The organism is Archangium sp. (assembly GCF_045802675.1).
Classification (GTDB): domain Bacteria; phylum Myxococcota; class Myxococcia; order Myxococcales; family Myxococcaceae; genus Archangium.
In genome coordinates this window covers 190,415-205,140 of the sequence record NZ_JBJMQO010000076.1, presented here as the reverse complement: position 1 = coordinate 205,140, position 14,726 = coordinate 190,415, and the positions used below count along the sequence as shown (strand labels likewise).

The 14,726-nt window shown below is 70.8% G+C and carries 13 protein-coding genes; 8 read left to right on the top strand and 5 right to left on the bottom strand.

All coding sequences use genetic code 11. The features are described 5' to 3' along the window. Positions 1 to 27: 27 nt before the first annotated feature. A complete protein-coding gene (locus ACJ8AN_RS21135) occupies positions 28 to 1,566 on the bottom strand; it encodes a TolB family protein (RefSeq protein WP_407757209.1) in 1,539 nt (512 codons plus the stop codon). A gap of 129 nt (positions 1,567 to 1,695) precedes the next feature. Here ACJ8AN_RS21135 and ACJ8AN_RS21130 point away from each other — a divergent pair, with 129 nt between their 5' ends. Continuing rightward, on the top strand, positions 1,696 to 2,493 hold the full coding sequence (locus ACJ8AN_RS21130) for a TatD family hydrolase (protein ID WP_407757208.1): 798 nt from the start codon (positions 1,696 to 1,698) through the stop codon (positions 2,491 to 2,493). 28 nt (positions 2,494 to 2,521) lie between these two features. Further along, positions 2,522 to 3,388, top strand: a complete 867-nt coding sequence (locus ACJ8AN_RS21125; RefSeq protein WP_407757207.1) for a ThiF family adenylyltransferase — start codon at positions 2,522 to 2,524, stop codon at positions 3,386 to 3,388. A gap of 94 nt (positions 3,389 to 3,482) precedes the next feature. Here the strand turns inward: ACJ8AN_RS21125 and ACJ8AN_RS21120 are convergent, their stop codons facing one another. After that, entirely contained in the window at positions 3,483 to 4,442 is a 960-nt protein-coding gene (locus ACJ8AN_RS21120) for a PD-(D/E)XK nuclease family protein (protein WP_407757206.1), read from the bottom strand. A gap of 118 nt (positions 4,443 to 4,560) precedes the next feature. Between ACJ8AN_RS21120 and ACJ8AN_RS21115 the strand changes: the two genes are divergently transcribed. From ACJ8AN_RS21115 to ACJ8AN_RS21100, 4 genes are all read left to right on the top strand, one after another. Further along, the gene (locus ACJ8AN_RS21115) at positions 4,561 to 5,370 is read left to right on the top strand and encodes an SDR family oxidoreductase (RefSeq protein ID WP_407757205.1); all 810 of its coding nucleotides are present in this window, start codon (positions 4,561 to 4,563) and stop codon (positions 5,368 to 5,370) included. Further along, complete coding sequence (gene mutY, locus ACJ8AN_RS21110; RefSeq protein ID WP_407757204.1) at positions 5,367 to 6,497, top strand: A/G-specific adenine glycosylase; 1,131 nt, start codon at positions 5,367 to 5,369, stop codon at positions 6,495 to 6,497. Before ACJ8AN_RS21115 ends, mutY begins: the two co-directional genes overlap by 4 nt. 136 nt (positions 6,498 to 6,633) lie before the next feature. After that, positions 6,634 to 6,849, top strand: coding sequence for a DUF2934 domain-containing protein (locus ACJ8AN_RS21105; protein ID WP_407757203.1), 216 nt, complete (start codon positions 6,634 to 6,636; stop codon positions 6,847 to 6,849). A gap of 113 nt (positions 6,850 to 6,962) precedes the next feature. Continuing rightward, positions 6,963 to 8,801: a sensor histidine kinase gene (locus tag ACJ8AN_RS21100; RefSeq protein ID WP_407757202.1), complete on the top strand. Its 1,839-nt coding sequence runs from the start codon at positions 6,963 to 6,965 to the stop codon at positions 8,799 to 8,801. A 12-nt stretch (positions 8,802 to 8,813) separates the two neighbouring features. Here ACJ8AN_RS21100 and ACJ8AN_RS21095 read toward each other — a convergent pair whose 3' ends face one another. Continuing rightward, positions 8,814 to 9,905 (bottom strand): hypothetical protein, encoded by a 1,092-nt coding sequence (locus ACJ8AN_RS21095; RefSeq protein ID WP_407757201.1) that lies wholly within the window; start codon positions 9,903 to 9,905, stop codon positions 8,814 to 8,816. A gap of 37 nt (positions 9,906 to 9,942) precedes the next feature. Beyond that, positions 9,943 to 10,860: an alpha/beta fold hydrolase gene (locus tag ACJ8AN_RS21090; RefSeq protein WP_407757200.1), complete on the bottom strand. Its 918-nt coding sequence runs from the start codon at positions 10,858 to 10,860 to the stop codon at positions 9,943 to 9,945. Positions 10,861 to 10,911: 51 nt separating this feature from the next. Here ACJ8AN_RS21090 and ACJ8AN_RS21085 point away from each other — a divergent pair, with 51 nt between their 5' ends. Both ACJ8AN_RS21085 and ACJ8AN_RS21080 read left to right on the top strand, forming a co-directional pair. Further along, the gene (locus ACJ8AN_RS21085) at positions 10,912 to 11,763 is read left to right on the top strand and encodes a YwqG family protein (RefSeq protein WP_407757199.1); all 852 of its coding nucleotides are present in this window, start codon (positions 10,912 to 10,914) and stop codon (positions 11,761 to 11,763) included. A 62-nt stretch (positions 11,764 to 11,825) separates the two neighbouring features. Continuing rightward, complete coding sequence (locus ACJ8AN_RS21080; protein WP_407757198.1) at positions 11,826 to 13,250, top strand: cytochrome P450; 1,425 nt, start codon at positions 11,826 to 11,828, stop codon at positions 13,248 to 13,250. On the opposite strand, the gene ACJ8AN_RS21075 is transcribed toward ACJ8AN_RS21080, so the two are convergent. Further along, the gene (locus ACJ8AN_RS21075; protein ID WP_407757197.1) at positions 13,195 to 14,673 is read right to left on the bottom strand and encodes a hypothetical protein; all 1,479 of its coding nucleotides are present in this window, start codon (positions 14,671 to 14,673) and stop codon (positions 13,195 to 13,197) included. The genes ACJ8AN_RS21080 and ACJ8AN_RS21075 overlap by 56 nt on opposite strands. Positions 14,674 to 14,726 lie beyond the last annotated feature (53 nt).

Here is a 14,726-nt window from a genome sequence, read left to right as displayed (position 1 = left end):
CCTGGCCCTACCCCGCTCTACAGCGGACTACCGCGGCTGCCAGCGCGGACGGTGGTCGTCGCCACGGCCGCTCTGCACGCCGCTCCACGAGTGGGTGATGAGGGGGAAGGAGCCCTTGAGCGAAGCCGCGTCGGTGGCCTCGGGGTTGATCTGCTGCACCCGGAGCTTGCCGCCGGAGAGGTACGCGATGAAGCGGCCGTCCGGAGAGAACGACGGCAGCGTGGCCTCGGACGCGAGCTCCATCTCCGTGCCCTGAGGGGTGCCGCTGGCGTCGATGCGCCGCACGAAGATGACGTTGGCCGGCCGGCTCTGGCACTCGGCCCCGGCCGAGCAGAGGGCGGCCTCCCCCACGGTGGGCTTGAAGTAGTACACCCGGACGTAGGCGGCGTGCGTCCCGCCCGGCGCCCAGGTGTGGTTGGCGATGAAGGACTTGAGCTGACCGGTCGTGGTCCCCGAAATGATGTCCACGCTGGTGGCGTTCGCGACGGCCACGGGAGCCGGCGTGCCCGTGGCCGCGGGATTGAGGGTGTAGAGTTCCGCGAGCGGCGTGGACACGCCCCCGATCGTCTCCACATTGCCCTTCGCATCCAGGAAGAGCAGGACGCCATGGGCCTTGTTGTGCAGCGGCTGCTCGCTGGTGGCGGTCGAACCGCTCACGGGGCTGTCCGCTCCACCGAGCGTCTTGTTCTTCAGGCCGATGCTGTTCTGGCTGTAGACGAAGCTGTTGCCGTCCGCCGCCCATGAGGGGAAGACGCCCTCGCTGGTGGCGTCCTCGACGGTGCCTCCCGTGCCGGCAATCGCCTTGATGCCCGAGGTGGACTCGCTGCTGCCCGTCTTCGTGGTCGTGCTCCAGGCGATGCGGGAGGCGGGCTCCCACTCCATGTAGCGGAAGTCGATGGTGCCCCCCGCGTTGGTGCCGGTGGTGAGCGCGGTCGTATTGCCCGCCGCGAGCGGGAGGTTGCGCCGCTCGAGCTCCACGTCATTGCCGGAGATCTCCTGCACGAAGGCCACCGCGGTGCCGTCCGGGCTCCAGCGCGGGAAGCGGCTCGAGCCGGTGGTGCTCTCACTGAGCTTCGTCGCCGTGGCGGTGCCCGTGGGCGGCTCGGAGCCCGGGTTCTTGTAGCGCACGACCACCGCATCCGTCGCGCTCCCGCCGCCCGCCGCGGCCGCCGTCACCGCGATGTGGAGCGGCTGGCACTTCTTCGTGCCCCCCGAGTCCTCGCAGAACAGGCCGGCCATGCAGCTCTCGTTGGTCGTGCAGGCCGCGCCCTCGGCCACGGTCATCACGCCCGCGTCCGTCTCCGTCCCCGCGTCCGTCTGCGTGCCCGCGTCCGTGCCGGCATCCGTCTGCGTCCCGGCGTCCGTCTGCGTGCCCGCGTCGTCACCGGCCGGAGGCGTGGTCTCCCGGAGCTGGCACTTGTTGTCGGTGCAGGTCCACTCCTTGCCCTCGCCCGCGTTTCCCTTGCTGTTGATGCAGTCGAATTGATCGACACACTCCTCGGAACAGCCTGTCGCCACCATCATCAGCGCGCCCATCAGCGCACCCAGAACAACACGCGTGGTCATATGCACCCTCCAATCCGCCGCGTGCGTATAGGTTCCCTTCGAGCCCCCGTGAGAGGACTTCGAGCTCCACACCGTGCCCGCTGTCTCGGGCTGAACGCCGGATGAACCAAACGCCACCGGACCTTTCCGATGATTGACACCCACTGCCACCTCGACGCATCGCGTTTCGACCCGGACCGGGACGACGTGCTCTCCCGGGCCTGGGCCGCCGGACTGCACGGCATCCTCGTGCCCGGCGTGGGCCCGGAGAACTGGGAGCCCCTGCTCGCCATGTCCCGCGCCGAGCCGCGCCTCCAGGTGGGACTCGGCATCCATCCCCAGTTGCTGCCGGAACTCCCTCCCGAGGAGGACGAGGAGCACCTCGAGCGACTGGACGCGCTCCTCTCCCAGGGGGGCGCCATCGCCGTGGGCGAGTGCGGGCTGGACGGGCCCTCCGCCGCGGGTGCCCCCATGGAGCGGCAGGTGGCGGTGCTGCGGCGGCACCTGGGGCTCGCGCGCAAGCATGGCCTGCCCGTGTTGATGCACTGCTTCCGCGCCCACCCCGCCCTCATCGAGCTCCTCAAGCAGGAGCCCCTGCCCGAGGCCGGGGTGCTCATGCACAGCTACGGCGGGGGCGCGGACCTGGCGCGCTTCTACATCCAGAAGGGCTGTTACTTCTCCTTCGCGGGCCCCGTCACCTGGGCCGAGGCCCGCAAGCCCCTGGACGCCCTGCGCGTCATTCCCCCGGACCGGCTGATGGCCGAGACGGACGCCCCGGATCAGGCGCCCACGCCCCACCGGGGACAGCGCTCGGAGCCCGGCTACCTGCCGCGCGTCATCGAGGGCATGGCCCGGGTGCTCGGCGAGCCGGTGGAGGTGCTTGCCCAGCGGACGACCGAGAACGCCCGCAAGCTGTTCCGGGAAGCCTTTCCCCTGCCTTCGCGGTAGGGAGGCGGTCGCGCTATAGAGGCCCCTCATGAACCCGCAGCCCACTCCCCCCGAGACCACCCCCACTGCCCCTGGCACCCCCGCCCCCGCGGAGCCCAAGCCCTTCAAGCTGCACCGGCGCTTCGACCGCACCGGCCGCCTGCTCGGTGACCCGGCGATGGAGCGGCTGAGCAAGGCCCGCGTCGTGGTGTTCGGCCTGGGGGGCGTGGGCAGCTACGCCGCCGAGGGCTTGGTGCGCAGCGGCATCGGCCACCTCACCCTGGTGGACTTCGACACCGTGTGCGTCACCAACGCCAACCGCCAGCTCCACGCCACCGCCAAGACGGTGGGCAAGCCCAAGGCCGAGCTGATGGCCCAGCGCTGCAAGGAGATCAACCCCGACGTCAACGTGGTGGGCCTGCGCGAGTTCTACCGCGACGATCTGGCGGACCAGCTGCTCGCTCCGGGCAGCTACGACTACGTGGTGGACGCCATCGACAACGTGAAGGCGAAGCTGCACATGCTCCACCGCTGCGTCAGCCTGGGCATCCCCGTGGTGAGCTCCATGGGCGCCGCGGCCCGCCTGGACCCCACGGCCATCCGCGTCGAGGACCTGTGCGAGACGCACATGGACCCGTTCGCCAAGGACATCCGCAAGCTGCTCAAGCGCAAGTACGAGGTGAACACGGACCGGCCCACGGGCATCACCGCCGTGTACTCCATCGAGCAGCGCCGCCAGCCCGTGTCCCTGCGCTACGACGCCGATGACGGCTTCAGCTGCGTGTGCCCCAACGACAACGACTTCCACTCCTGCGAGCACCGCAACCAGATCGACGGCAGCGTGGCCTTCGTCACCTCCGTGTTCGGCATGAACGCGGCGGGCGTCGTCGTGCGGCGCCTCTCTCTGGGCCGGTGAGACCCTGCACTCGTTGACGTCAACGAGCATCGCACATCCACCCACATCACTCGTTGACGTCAACGAGTGACATCAGACGCCTGCGCGAGCCGCCTCAGGCCACCTTCACCGCGGCGGCCGCCGCCTCGCGGCCACACGGGCGGCGGAAGGCGCAGCGCACGCACGAGGAGAGTTCCTCCGTCTGCGGGAAGGCGGACTCGGGCTTCGGCGTGTTGGTGGCCGGGTCCGCCAGCAGCTCGCGCATGCGCGACACGCTCTGCGCGAAGCGGGCCTTGAAGCCCTCCACCGCGTTGGCGTCCACCTGCACCTGCTGCTCCACCCCGTCGTTGAGGTACACCAGCGACGCGCGCACCTTCTCCAGCGGCAGCCGGTAGCGCTGCGACACGTAGAGCGCGTAGCCCAGCACCTGCTCGTCGTAGCCCTCGCGCGCCTTGCCCGTCTTCCAGTCCACCACCACCGGCGAGCCGTCCGCGTCCACGTACGCGAAGTCGGGGATGGCGAACACCTTCACCCCCTCGAGCGTGAAGGTGGAGAAGTCCGCGCCCGCATCCACCTCCAGCCACTGCGCCGGCTCGAGGGACTGCGCCAGCGCCGGCCAGCGCGAATTGAAGAACCAGGCCAGCGCCGAGCGCACCGTCTCCCAGTTCTGCTTCCACGCCTCGTCCGCCACCGCCTCGTCGTACTCGTGCTCCACCAGGCCGGAGAACGTCTTGCGGTACTTCTGCGTCCAGTACGACCTGCCCCGCGAATGGCGGAAGTCGTCCTGCATCAGCTTGCGCGCCCGCGCCTCCACCTTCGCGGGGTCCACCGCGCGCCCCGCCCTCCAGTCCAGCAGCGCGTCCTTCACCGCGTCGTGCACCACGCTGCCCGCCCAGGCGTAGCGGTTGCCCAGCTTCTTGAGCACGTACAGCTCGCGCACCTCCTTCGGCGCCCCCGACTCCCAGCCGCCCCATGAGCGGTAGTAATAGAAGTAGTAGGCCCTCAGGCACTCCTGGAGCTTCTCGTGACGGCTCTTGGACCAGGAGAAGTCGTTGGTGAATGAGGTGCGTGCCATGGGAGCCGCGCATCCTCCTAGACGGGGGCTCGCTCCGCAAGAAAGGGGAACAGGCGAGCAGGCCCCCCCCCCGCAGGTCCTTTCCCGCCCGGCACCAGCCGCTAAGGTGCGCCCCGCCATGGCAAACAAGCTCTTCCAGGGGAAGGTGGTCCTCATCACCGGCGCCTCCAGCGGCATCGGCCGGGCCGCGGCCCACGCCTACGCCGCGCAGGGCGCTCACCTCGTGCTCGCCGCGCGCCGCGAGGCCCAGCTCCAGGACGCCGCGCGCGAGGTGGAAGCACTCGGTGTGCGGGCGCTCGCCGTGCGCTGCGACGTCACCGTCGAGGAGGAGGTGGTCCGTCTCATGCGAGAGACGGAGGCCGCCTTCGGTGGGCTGGACATCCTCGTCAACAACGCGGGGCTCGGCCTCTACGGGCCCGTCGAGGGCTTCAGCGAGGCCCAGCTGCGCCAGGTCTTCGACATCAACTTCTTCGGCCTGGTGCGCGTCACCCGCGCCGCCCTGCCCCTGCTGCGCAAGCGCGCTCCCGGCTCGCAGGTCATCAACGTCAGCTCCGTGCTGGGCCACCGGGGCCTGCCCCTGCTCGGCGGCTATGGCGCCTCCAAGGCCGCCGTCAACCTCCTCACCGAGTCCCTGCGCGCCGAGCTCGCCTCCGAGGGCATCTCCGTGCTGCTCGTCTCCCCGGGCCTCACCGAGACGGAGTTCCGCGACGCCCGCCTCGAGGCCGAGGGCTGGAAGCAGGACGCCATCCCCCTCAACGCCATGAGCTCCAAGGCCGTGGCCACCGCCCTGGTGCGCGCCAGCCGCCGCAAGCGCCGCGAGACGGTGCTCACCCTCCCCGGCCGCGTCATGGTGCTCGCCAACCGGTGGATGCCGTCCCTCTTCGACCGCGTCGCGCGCCGCATCGCCAACCCCGCGAAGACGCCATGAGCCCCTCGCGCAAGCGCAAGGCCTCCACCTCCGAGCCCCTCGTCGAGCCCTCCCGCCGCGAACCGCTGCGGGCCCACCTGCTCGGGTGGTACGACCGGCAGAAGCGCGACCTGCCCTGGCGCCGCACGCGCGACCCCTACGCCATCTGGCTCAGCGAGGTGATGCTGCAGCAGACGCAGGTGGCCACCGTCATCCCCTACTGGGAACGCTTCCTCCAGCGCTTCCCCACCGTGGAGGCGCTCGCCGCCGCGCCGCTGCCGGACGTGCTCGCCGCGTGGCGGGGGCTCGGCTACTACTCGCGCGCGCGCAACCTCCACCGCGCCGCCCAGGAGGTGGTGGCCCGCTTCGGCGGCAAGCTGCCCTCCACCGCCGCCGAGCTGCTCTGCCTCCCCGGCTTCGGCCGCTACACCGCCGGCGCCGTGGCCTCCATCGCCTTTGGCGAGCCCGCCCCGCTGGTGGATGGCAACGTGGCCCGCGTCCTCTCGCGCCTCTTCGAGGTGGAAGGCCCTCCGGGAGACCGCGCGCGCGAGGCCCGGCTGTGGGCGCTCGCCACCGGGCTCGTCCCCGGCGAGCGGCCCGGCGACTTCAACCAGGCCCTCATGGAGCACGGCGCCACCGTGTGCCGCCCGGACAGCCCCCTGTGTCTGCTGTGCCCCGTGCGCGAGGAGTGCCTCGCGTACCGCCACGGCCGCGTGGACGAGCTGCCCCCGGCCAAGGTGCGCGCCGCCCCCAAGCGGATGACGCTCGCGGTGGCCGTCTGGGCCCACGAGGGCCGGCTGCTGCTCGCCCGCCGCGCGGAGAAGGGGCTCTTCGGCGGCCTCTGGGAGCTGCCCGCCGCCGAGGTGGACGGCGAGACGCCCGACACCACCTCCGCCACCCGCCTGGCCGAGGCGCTCGGCACGCCCGTCACCGTGCACGGACACCTCGGCACCGTGCGCCGGCAGCTCACCCACCGCGCCCTCTCGCTCCGCCTGCTGCGCGTGACGGGAAGCGCGCGCCCCTCCCACGCTCCCGCCTTCCGCGAGCTGCGCTGGTGCACCCCCGAGGAAGCCTCCTCGCTCGGAATGAGCACCGCCATGCACAAGGCGCTCGAGGCCGCTGTCACCGCCGGTGCACTCCGGGAGTGATCTCTGTCCGGCACCCGACAGGGGCCGCTCCGGCGTGTCGCTCCGGCAACTCCCGGACTCGGGACCAATTTCCCCTCCCCGGGCAGGTGCCGATGCTGCGGGCCGCAGTCTTCCTGCTACCGGAGGAGAGACCCACATGGCACGTACGCAAGCCAAGACGAACCAGAACACGCCGCCCCACCAGGTGCCGGAGAGCTCGACTCGCAATGCCGCGGCCGCCAACCGCCTCGGCCCCACCCACGAGCAGATCGCCCGGCGCGCCTATGAGCTCTTCCTCGCGCGCGGCGGTGGCCACGGCCGTCACGAGGACGACTGGCACCAGGCCGAGCGTGAGCTGAAGCTCGGCCGCTGATCCACGGGCGCTTTGCCCTCGCAAGACTCTATCGGTCATCATCCCAGATACCCACGGCGGAGGACACCTGTCCCCCGCCCGGGTGATGGGGGGAGTAGAAGATGCGCCGGGACTTGCGAGCGTGGTTTCTGGAGGGGTTGGACCGGCTCCTGTCGGAGCGTCAGCGCCAGTTGCCGCCGGAGGAGCTCGGCCGCTACCGGGTGCTGACCGGTGCGATCCTGCTCAATCTCGCGCTGGCCGTGCAGATGATGATCACCGGGCTGGCGTCCCCTGATCGCGCGTTCCACATGGTGGCGGGCCCGCTCGCCCTGTCCGGCTACGTGGGACTGCTGGCGCTGGTGCGCCGGTCGGCTTCGCCCCGGGTGCCCGCGCTGCTGCTGTGCTCCCTGCTGTCGGCGGGGTGCATCGCCGCCTCCTTCTCCATGGGAAGCCTGGCGGCCACGCACGCGGCGAACATGCTGCTGCCCGCCCTGTCCGCCTACCTGCTGGGCGCCCGGATGGGGCTCGTCTTCACCGGCCTCGTCAGCCTCAACGCCGTGCTGCTCCAGCCGCTGCAGCAGGTGGGCTTCGACCTGTCGCAACCGCTCTTCCCGGATGAGCGGGCCCGGGTGGCGAGCATCGTCGCCGGCTTCTCCTTCCTCGGGGGCTGGGCGCTCAACTGGCTCCACGTCGCGGCGCGCGAGCAGTCCCATGCGGTGCTGGACAGGACCCTGTCGATGCTGCGCAAGCGCGAGGGCCAGCTCACCAGCCTCATCGAGAGCACGGATGACCTGGTGATGGCGCTCGACGTGGAGGGGCGCCTGATGACCGCCAACCAGGCCGTGCACCAGTTGTTCCTCCAGCGCCAGGGCCGCGAGCCCCGCCCGGGCGAGCCCATCCTCGACGCCTTCCCGGAGCTGCGCGAGAGCCTGTGGGAGCGGCTCTCGGAGGCACTCGGAGGGCAGCGCGTGCGGTCCGAGCAACGCTTCGCGCTGGGAGGCCGGGTGCTCACGATGGAGACGACCATCAACCCCGTGCTGGGCGAGGACGGGGGCGTGGTGGAGCTCACCTTCTTCGGCCGGGACATCACCCAGCGCAAGGAGGCCGAGACGCGGCTGAGCGAGATGCACCGCAACCTGCTGGACGTGTCGCGCATGGCCGGCATGGCGGAGATCGCCACCGGCGTGCTGCACAACGTGGGCAATACGCTCAACAGCGTGAACGTGTCGGCCAACCTCGTGACGGAGCGGATGAACGCCCTGCGCGTGCCCGGCCTGACGAAGACCGTGGAGCTGCTGCGCGAGCACGAGACGGACCTCGGCTCGTTCTTCACCCGCGACCCCCGGGGCCGGCAGCTCCCGGCCTACCTCCAGGCGCTCACCCAGCAGCTCGCGCGGGACAGGGAGTCGGTGCTCTCGGAGATGCGGGCGCTGAGCCAGAGCCTGGAGCACATCAAGCTGGTGGTGAGCATGCAGCAGCAGCACGCCCGCTTCGCCGGAGTGCTGGAGCGCGTGGTGGTGCACGAGCTCATCGACGACGCGCTGCGCCTGCACGCCGTGTCACTCGAGAAGCCCGGCATCCAGCTGCGGCGCGAGTACTCCGACGTGCGGCCCGTGGTGGTGGACCGGCACAAGCTGCTGCAAATCCTGGTGAACCTGGTGAGCAACGCGCAGCACGCGCTGCTGGAGAGCGGGCGCGAGGACAAGCAGCTCACCCTGCGCGTGGAGCAGAGCGGAACGCGGCTGTGCATCGTGGTGAGGGACAACGGGGTGGGCGTCGCGCCGGAGCACCTGTCCCGCCTCTTCACCCAGGGCTTCACCACGAAACGGGACGGGCACGGCTTCGGGCTGCACATCAGCGCGATCGCGGCCGGGGAGCTCGGTGGCTCGCTGCGCTGCACGAGCGCCGGTCCGGGAGAGGGCGCCACCTTCACCCTCGAGCTGCCCGCCGCGGTCGAAGCCGCCGCGGCCTGAGCCCGCGAGTCCTCAGCTCGCGAAGGGGGGCCGCTGCGACACCGGCTCGGCCCCCAGCGCCTCGCGGAGCCGCCGCTGCGCCACCTTGAGCTGCTCGAGCACGCGCTCGGCGTCCACCACCGTGCGCATGGCCAGGCCACACGCCGGCGTCAGCAGCACCTGCGCGCCTACCCGCGAGAACGCATGTCCCGGTGGCAGCGCCGCCTTGAGCGACACCTCCACCGCGTCCACCAGCTCCCCCACCTCGTACGTGGAGGCCAGGTCCGTGGGGATGATGCCCAGGCTCAGCGCCGCCCCCGAGTCCAGGAAGCGCGCGAGTGCCTCCGACTCGTCCAGCACCGCGTCCAGCGACAGCCGCACGTCCAGGGAGAGCAAGTCCAGGCCCGCGTCCAGCAGGCTCGCCCAGTTCGTGTTGCCGCAGCAGTGCACGCCCACCATCGCGCCCTCGCGTTGCAGCGCCACCACCAGCAGCCGCAGCTCCTGCATGGCCAGCAGGTGCCTCGGGTTGGAGCGCTCGAAGGCGAAGAGGCCCGGCTCGTCCAGGAAGAAGAGCGGCGTCGTCCCCGCCCGGCGCAGCGCCTTCACCATCGCCAGCGAGCGCGCCAGCAGCAGCCGGAACATCGCCTCGTCCAGCCCTGGCACGTCCAGCGCCGCGCGCCCATCGCTCGTGCGCGCCACCGAGCGCACCGTGAAGGGCCCCGCCAGCTGCGCCTTCGCGAAGGCCAGCTTCCGGTTCTCCACCTCCCAGAGGAACGGCCGCCATGCCCGGCAGCCCTCCAGCGAGGGCTCGAAGGCCTCCAGCGCCCCCGAGGACAGCGCCGCCTCCAGCCGCGCCCGGAAGCCCTCGCTCCCCGCGGCCCACGCCTCCTGGTCCACCGTGCACATGCCCTCGTCGTCCCAGCGCAGGCCGGGGAGCCCCTCGAGCGCCTGGGGAATCATGAACTCCGAGGGCCTCCCCACCGGCAACTGCGGCAGGAAGGGAATGTCCAACGCGAGCGCGGCCTGGAGGCCCAGCTCGAGCTGCGTGTGCGGAAGGCTCCCGATGCCGGTGGTGGCACCGGTGGGAAGCAGCTGAACGGCACGGCGGATGTTCGGCGCGCTCATGGTGCTCCCAGTGTAACCCGCCCCCCGGCTCCGGGCCTCAGGAAGCCTTGGCCACCTTCACACTCCCGCCCACCGCCGCCCGGCCCGCGCCGGCCAGCCAGTCCTCCACGGTGCTCAGGAACGCGTCGGGAATCTCCATCATCGGCGTGTGGCCCACCCCGGGGTACTCTACATACGTCCAGTCCGGCCGCACCCGGGCCAGCTCGCGCGAGTTGGCCACCGGCACCAGCCGGTCCTCGGTGCCCTGGACGAGCAGCGTGGGCACGCGAATCCCCCGCTCCATCGCGCGGAACTGCTTCTTGCGCTGCAGCAGCATCACCAGCGAGCGCGCCGCCTGGACGAAGGCGTCGTTGGACCAGGGCATGCGCTCGTGCCGCTCGCGGGCGAAGTCCACGTGCGCCCGCACCAGCTCCTCCGGGAAACGGCTCAAGTCCCGGCAGCACAGCTGGAGCATGCCCCGCGCCAGCTTCTCGGGCCCGTACTTCGCCGTGCGCCGCTTCACGAAGAGCTCGCCCAGGCCCGGAATCGCATAGAGGGCGAACTGCATCAGCACGGCCCGCTCCAGCTTGCTGTCCTCGGCCCGGGGCTGCGCGGGGTTGACCAGCACCAGTCCGGACACGCGCTGGGGCTGACGCGCCGTCTGCAGCACCGAGATGGCTCCCCCCATGGAGTTGCCCATCAGGAGGACGGGCTCGCTCGGGGACACCGCCTGGATGAAGCCATCCAGCAGGGCCTGGTTCGCATGGACGCTCGCCGAGCGGCCGGCCAGCGGCGTGTGGCCGAAGCCCGCCAGGTCCACCGCGAACACCCGCGCGTGCCGGGCCAGCTTCTCGCCCACCATCATCCAGTTGAGGTGCGAGCCGCCCAGTCCATGCACGAGCACCAGCGTCGGCCCGGAGCCTCCGAAGTCCATGTAGTGAACAGGTCCGCCAAGGTCGAGCGTGCGAGTCATCATGGCCCTCTTTCCTATCACGACCCGAAACGCCCTCGGGTAGCGTCCACGCCCATGCTCGAGCTGCCCCCTCTGCCCCCCTCGCTGGATGCCTGGCGCGAGCGCATCGAGACCGCCATCTCCCCGTGCTTCCTCTTCACCGCCCGTGACGAGGAGGACCCTGCCCTGCCCGGGTGCCGCTACGGTGGCTTCCCGCTCGTCCCTCCGGGTACGGCGTGGCCGCGCGCTCCCAAGGGCCCGCTCGTCTTCGTGGGCCAGCTCGATTTCGCCGAGCTGGACGCATGCCGCGGCCAGGCCCTGCCGGAGCTGCCCCGTGATGGCGTGCTCGCCCTCTTCTACGACGTGCGCGAGCAGCGCTGGGGGTTCGATCCGAAGGACAGCGCGTGGTGGAAGCTCGTCTGGACGCCGCGGAGCGCGGAGGCGGTGCCGCTCGAGACGCCCGCGGAGCTGGTGGACGCGGGACTCGCCTTCGACCTTCCCCTGCGGTTGAAGCCCCGGCCCGGCCTGTCCCTGCCGGACCCGTGGGATCGCCGCGCGCCCCTGCCCGCGGACGAGTGGGGCCAGGAGCAGGAAGCGGACTACGCGGTGCTGCGCGAGCGGCTCACGGGCGGCGAGCACGCTCACCAGGTAGGCGGCCATCCGTGGTGGGTGCAGCGCGATGCGCGCCTGGAGGCGCAGCTCGTGTCCCATGGGCTGTATGCCGGTGACTCACGGGGCTACGATTCGCCGAAGGCGCGCAAGCTGGAGCCCGGTGCCACCGAGTGGAGCCTGCTGTGGCAGATCGCCTCGGACGACGCGAGCGGCTTCATGTGGGGCGACTCGGGCAACCTCTACCTCCTCATCCGGGACGCGGACCTGCGCGCCCGCCGCTTCGAGCGCGCCTGGCTCGGCCTGCAATGTGGTTAGGTGGTTCCGCATGACCCACCGCTCTAGTCACCTCGCCCGGGAAGAGGTACAGAGACAGCAACATGGAAGCTCCCATCCGCGCCCCCTCCCCGGCTCCCGAGCCGTCCCCGCCGCTCACCCCCGTCACGACGCTCAAGCCCATTCCCAAGCTCCCGGGCAAGTTCCTGACGGGACACCTGTCGGACTTCCGGTCCGACCGGCTGAAGCTGTTCCGGGACGTGAAGGAGAAGTGCGGGGAGATCGGCTCCGTGCGCGTGGGGCCCATGCCCGTGCTCGTGGTGACCTCCGGCACCCTCGCGCACACCCTCCTGCACTCGCACGCCAATGACGTGGATGGCGGCCCGCTGGTGAAGACCTTCACCCCGCTCGTGGGGGAGAACAGTCTCGTGCTGATCCACGGCCCGCCGCACCGCAAGCAGCGCAAGCTCCTGGCCCCCAGCTTCCAGCGCGAGCAGCTCGCCCACTTCACGCAGACCATGGTGCAGTACACGCGGGAGGCCATCGACGGCTGGCGCGACGGGCAGGAGCTCGACGTCCACAAGGAGATGGCCGCCCTGACGATGCGCATCATCGGCAAGACGCTCTTCGACGTGGACTACCGCCACGAGACGACCGAGCTGCTCGGCGCCATGGGCCATGCGCTCGAGCACATCGAATACCTCACCTCCAGCCTCGTGCAGATTCCCCTCTCGTGGCCCACGCCGCGCAACAAGCGCGTGCGCCAGGCGCTGCACACCATCGACACGACCTTCCGCGAGATGATCCGCCAGCGCCGCGTGGACCACGGCGAGCGCAAGGACATGCTCTCCTCGCTGGTGCGGGTGCGAGACGAGGACGGCCAGCCCATCGGCGAGGACCAGCTCCACGACGACCTGATGACCATCTACTCGGGCCATGAGTCCACGGCGCTCTCGCTGGGCTGGACGTGGTACCTGCTGGCCCGCCACCCCGAGGTGCTCGCCCGGGTGCGGCAGGAAGTGGACTCGGTGCTGGGCGGCCGTCCCCCCACCTTCGAGGATCTGCCCCACCTGCGCTACTCGCTGCAGGTCATCAAGGAGTCGCTGCGGCTCTACCCGGTCATCTTCATGCTCGCGCGCGCGCCCACGAAGGACCTGGAGGTCGGCGGGTACCGCCTGCCCAAGGGACAGATGATCCTCATGCCGCCGTACATCATCCACCGCGACGCCACGTTCTTCCCGGAGCCCGAGCGCTTCGAGCCCGAGCGCTTCACCCCCGAGCGCGAGAAGCAGCTTCCCCGCTACGCGTACCTTCCCTTCGGCGCGGGCCCGCACACCTGCATCGGCAACCACTTCGCCATGATGGAGGAGCAGCTCATCCTGGCCACGATGGTGCAGCGGCTGGACGTCGAGCTGGCCAGCGCACAGGAGGTCCCCCCCGAGGTCCTCACGGTGACGCTGCGGCCCTCCCACTTCAAGCTGCGCGTAGCGCACCGCCGCGCGCCTTCTCCTGCCGCCGCGCCAGCATGACCATGGCGCTCAGCTCGAAGATGGTGTCGATGCGGTCCACCCGGTAGAGCTCCTTGGCGATCCAAACCCGGACCTTGCTCTCGGGCCGTTCGAAGGGGCGGTACTCGCGGAGCATCCACGCGAAGGCCCGGTCGAGCGCCGGGCTGACGCCGGGGTGGGTGACGCCCTCGTGCTCCAGGTAGCCGAGCATCAGCACGGCGTAGGCCGTCTCCGTCAGGTTGGACGGCCCGTGGGTGCTCCAGCCGCCGTCGCGGTTCTGGGACACGATCACGGCCTCGAGCGCCTCGCGCACCTCCTGCTCGTACGGTGAGCCGAGCAGGGCGATGGCCGCGTGGCCCGTGGTGTAGAGCCACGAGCGGTTCCACTTGTCCACCGTCCAGCGTCCATCCGGCTCGCGGCGATCCAGCAGGAAGCGCTGGAAGGGGGCCACGTCCTTGCCCATCACCCGCAGCGCGTGGATGCAGCGGGCCGTCACCGTCGCCGAGGGGTGCATCTCGCCCGCGTAGGCGACGAAGTGGTCATCGCACTGGAAGCGGTAGAGGACGGACAGGTCCACCGGGTGGCCGAACTCGTGCAGCAGCATCACGGCCGCCGCCGTGTCATCGCCGTCCTGCAGGAAGTGGTCGCTCATGGCGATGCCCTTGGGACTCAGCGCTCCGGCCAGCGCCTTCACGATCGGAGTCACCCCCTTCTCCAGGTGTGGGTCCTTGAGGATGCCGCCGATCTGCAGCGCGTAGAGCGCGAAGAGCTGCTCGTAGCGCTCGAAGGGGTAGATGGTCGAGGTGACCCCCGGGATGCCCATCCCGCATGCGCGCTCGGCGTTGGCCAGGAACTGGCGCGCCCGCACGACGGTGTCCGCCAGCTCGGGATAATGCGAAGCCTCATTCACCCACGCCGCCGTCGCCGCCGGGCTGTGGCTCACGCCTCCCGAGCCGTCGATGAGCTTCCCCCTCGGATCCGTGCCGGTGATCTCCCAGCAGTGGTTCCAGGGCATGCCGGGCACGGCGGGCAGCCTCGCGACCGATGCGCGCTTGCGCTCGCCGAACGACATCAGCTCGCTGTAGGGCTTGCGCGGGATGTGCACCACCCCGTCCCCGTCGAGTTGCTCCAGCAGGGCGGGCAGGACGATCTCCCCACCCACGGGGAGATCATCCCTGTCCATGGAAGACCACAGCGACGCCTGCTTGCGCAGGAAGGCCATGCCGTCGTGGATGGCCAGGCGGGTCTCCCGGCGCATGCAGTACTCGCGCAGCGCCAGCACCGCGGCCAGCGTGGGGATGTCGCGGTGGAGCGGCATGGCGGGATCTCCCCAACCCCCGTCCGATCTCTGCTGCCCCAGCAGCCAGTCCACCGCGGACCACACCCCCTCCGCCGGAGGCTGGAAGCGCAGCATCTGGGCCGTGTCGTAGACGGAGGGGCTCATCAGCCCTCCCTGCGAGCCCAAGGCGGAAACCAACGAGTTCAGCTCCGCGAACA

What these genes read in the sequence shown, in the direction of transcription:
- mutY (WP_407757204.1), top strand. Translation starts at nt 5,367, where the DNA reads ATGAGCCCCTCGCGCAAGCGCAAGGCCTCCACCTCCGAGCCCCTCGTC.
- ACJ8AN_RS21095 (WP_407757201.1), bottom strand. Translation starts at nt 9,905, where the DNA reads ATGAGCGCGCCGAACATCCGCCGTGCCGTTCAGCTGCTTCCCACCGGT.
- ACJ8AN_RS21080 (WP_407757198.1), top strand. Translation starts at nt 11,826, where the DNA reads ATGGAAGCTCCCATCCGCGCCCCCTCCCCGGCTCCCGAGCCGTCCCCG.
- ACJ8AN_RS21085 (WP_407757199.1), top strand. Translation starts at nt 10,912, where the DNA reads ATGCTCGAGCTGCCCCCTCTGCCCCCCTCGCTGGATGCCTGGCGCGAG.
- ACJ8AN_RS21125 (WP_407757207.1), top strand. Translation starts at nt 2,522, where the DNA reads ATGAACCCGCAGCCCACTCCCCCCGAGACCACCCCCACTGCCCCTGGC.
- ACJ8AN_RS21115 (WP_407757205.1), top strand. Translation starts at nt 4,561, where the DNA reads ATGGCAAACAAGCTCTTCCAGGGGAAGGTGGTCCTCATCACCGGCGCC.
- ACJ8AN_RS21135 (WP_407757209.1), bottom strand. Translation starts at nt 1,566, where the DNA reads ATGACCACGCGTGTTGTTCTGGGTGCGCTGATGGGCGCGCTGATGATG.
- ACJ8AN_RS21090 (WP_407757200.1), bottom strand. Translation starts at nt 10,860, where the DNA reads ATGATGACTCGCACGCTCGACCTTGGCGGACCTGTTCACTACATGGAC.
- ACJ8AN_RS21130 (WP_407757208.1), top strand. Translation starts at nt 1,696, where the DNA reads ATGATTGACACCCACTGCCACCTCGACGCATCGCGTTTCGACCCGGAC.
- ACJ8AN_RS21105 (WP_407757203.1), top strand. Translation starts at nt 6,634, where the DNA reads ATGGCACGTACGCAAGCCAAGACGAACCAGAACACGCCGCCCCACCAG.
- ACJ8AN_RS21120 (WP_407757206.1), bottom strand. Translation starts at nt 4,442, where the DNA reads ATGGCACGCACCTCATTCACCAACGACTTCTCCTGGTCCAAGAGCCGT.
- ACJ8AN_RS21075 (WP_407757197.1), bottom strand. Translation starts at nt 14,673, where the DNA reads ATGAGCCCCTCCGTCTACGACACGGCCCAGATGCTGCGCTTCCAGCCT.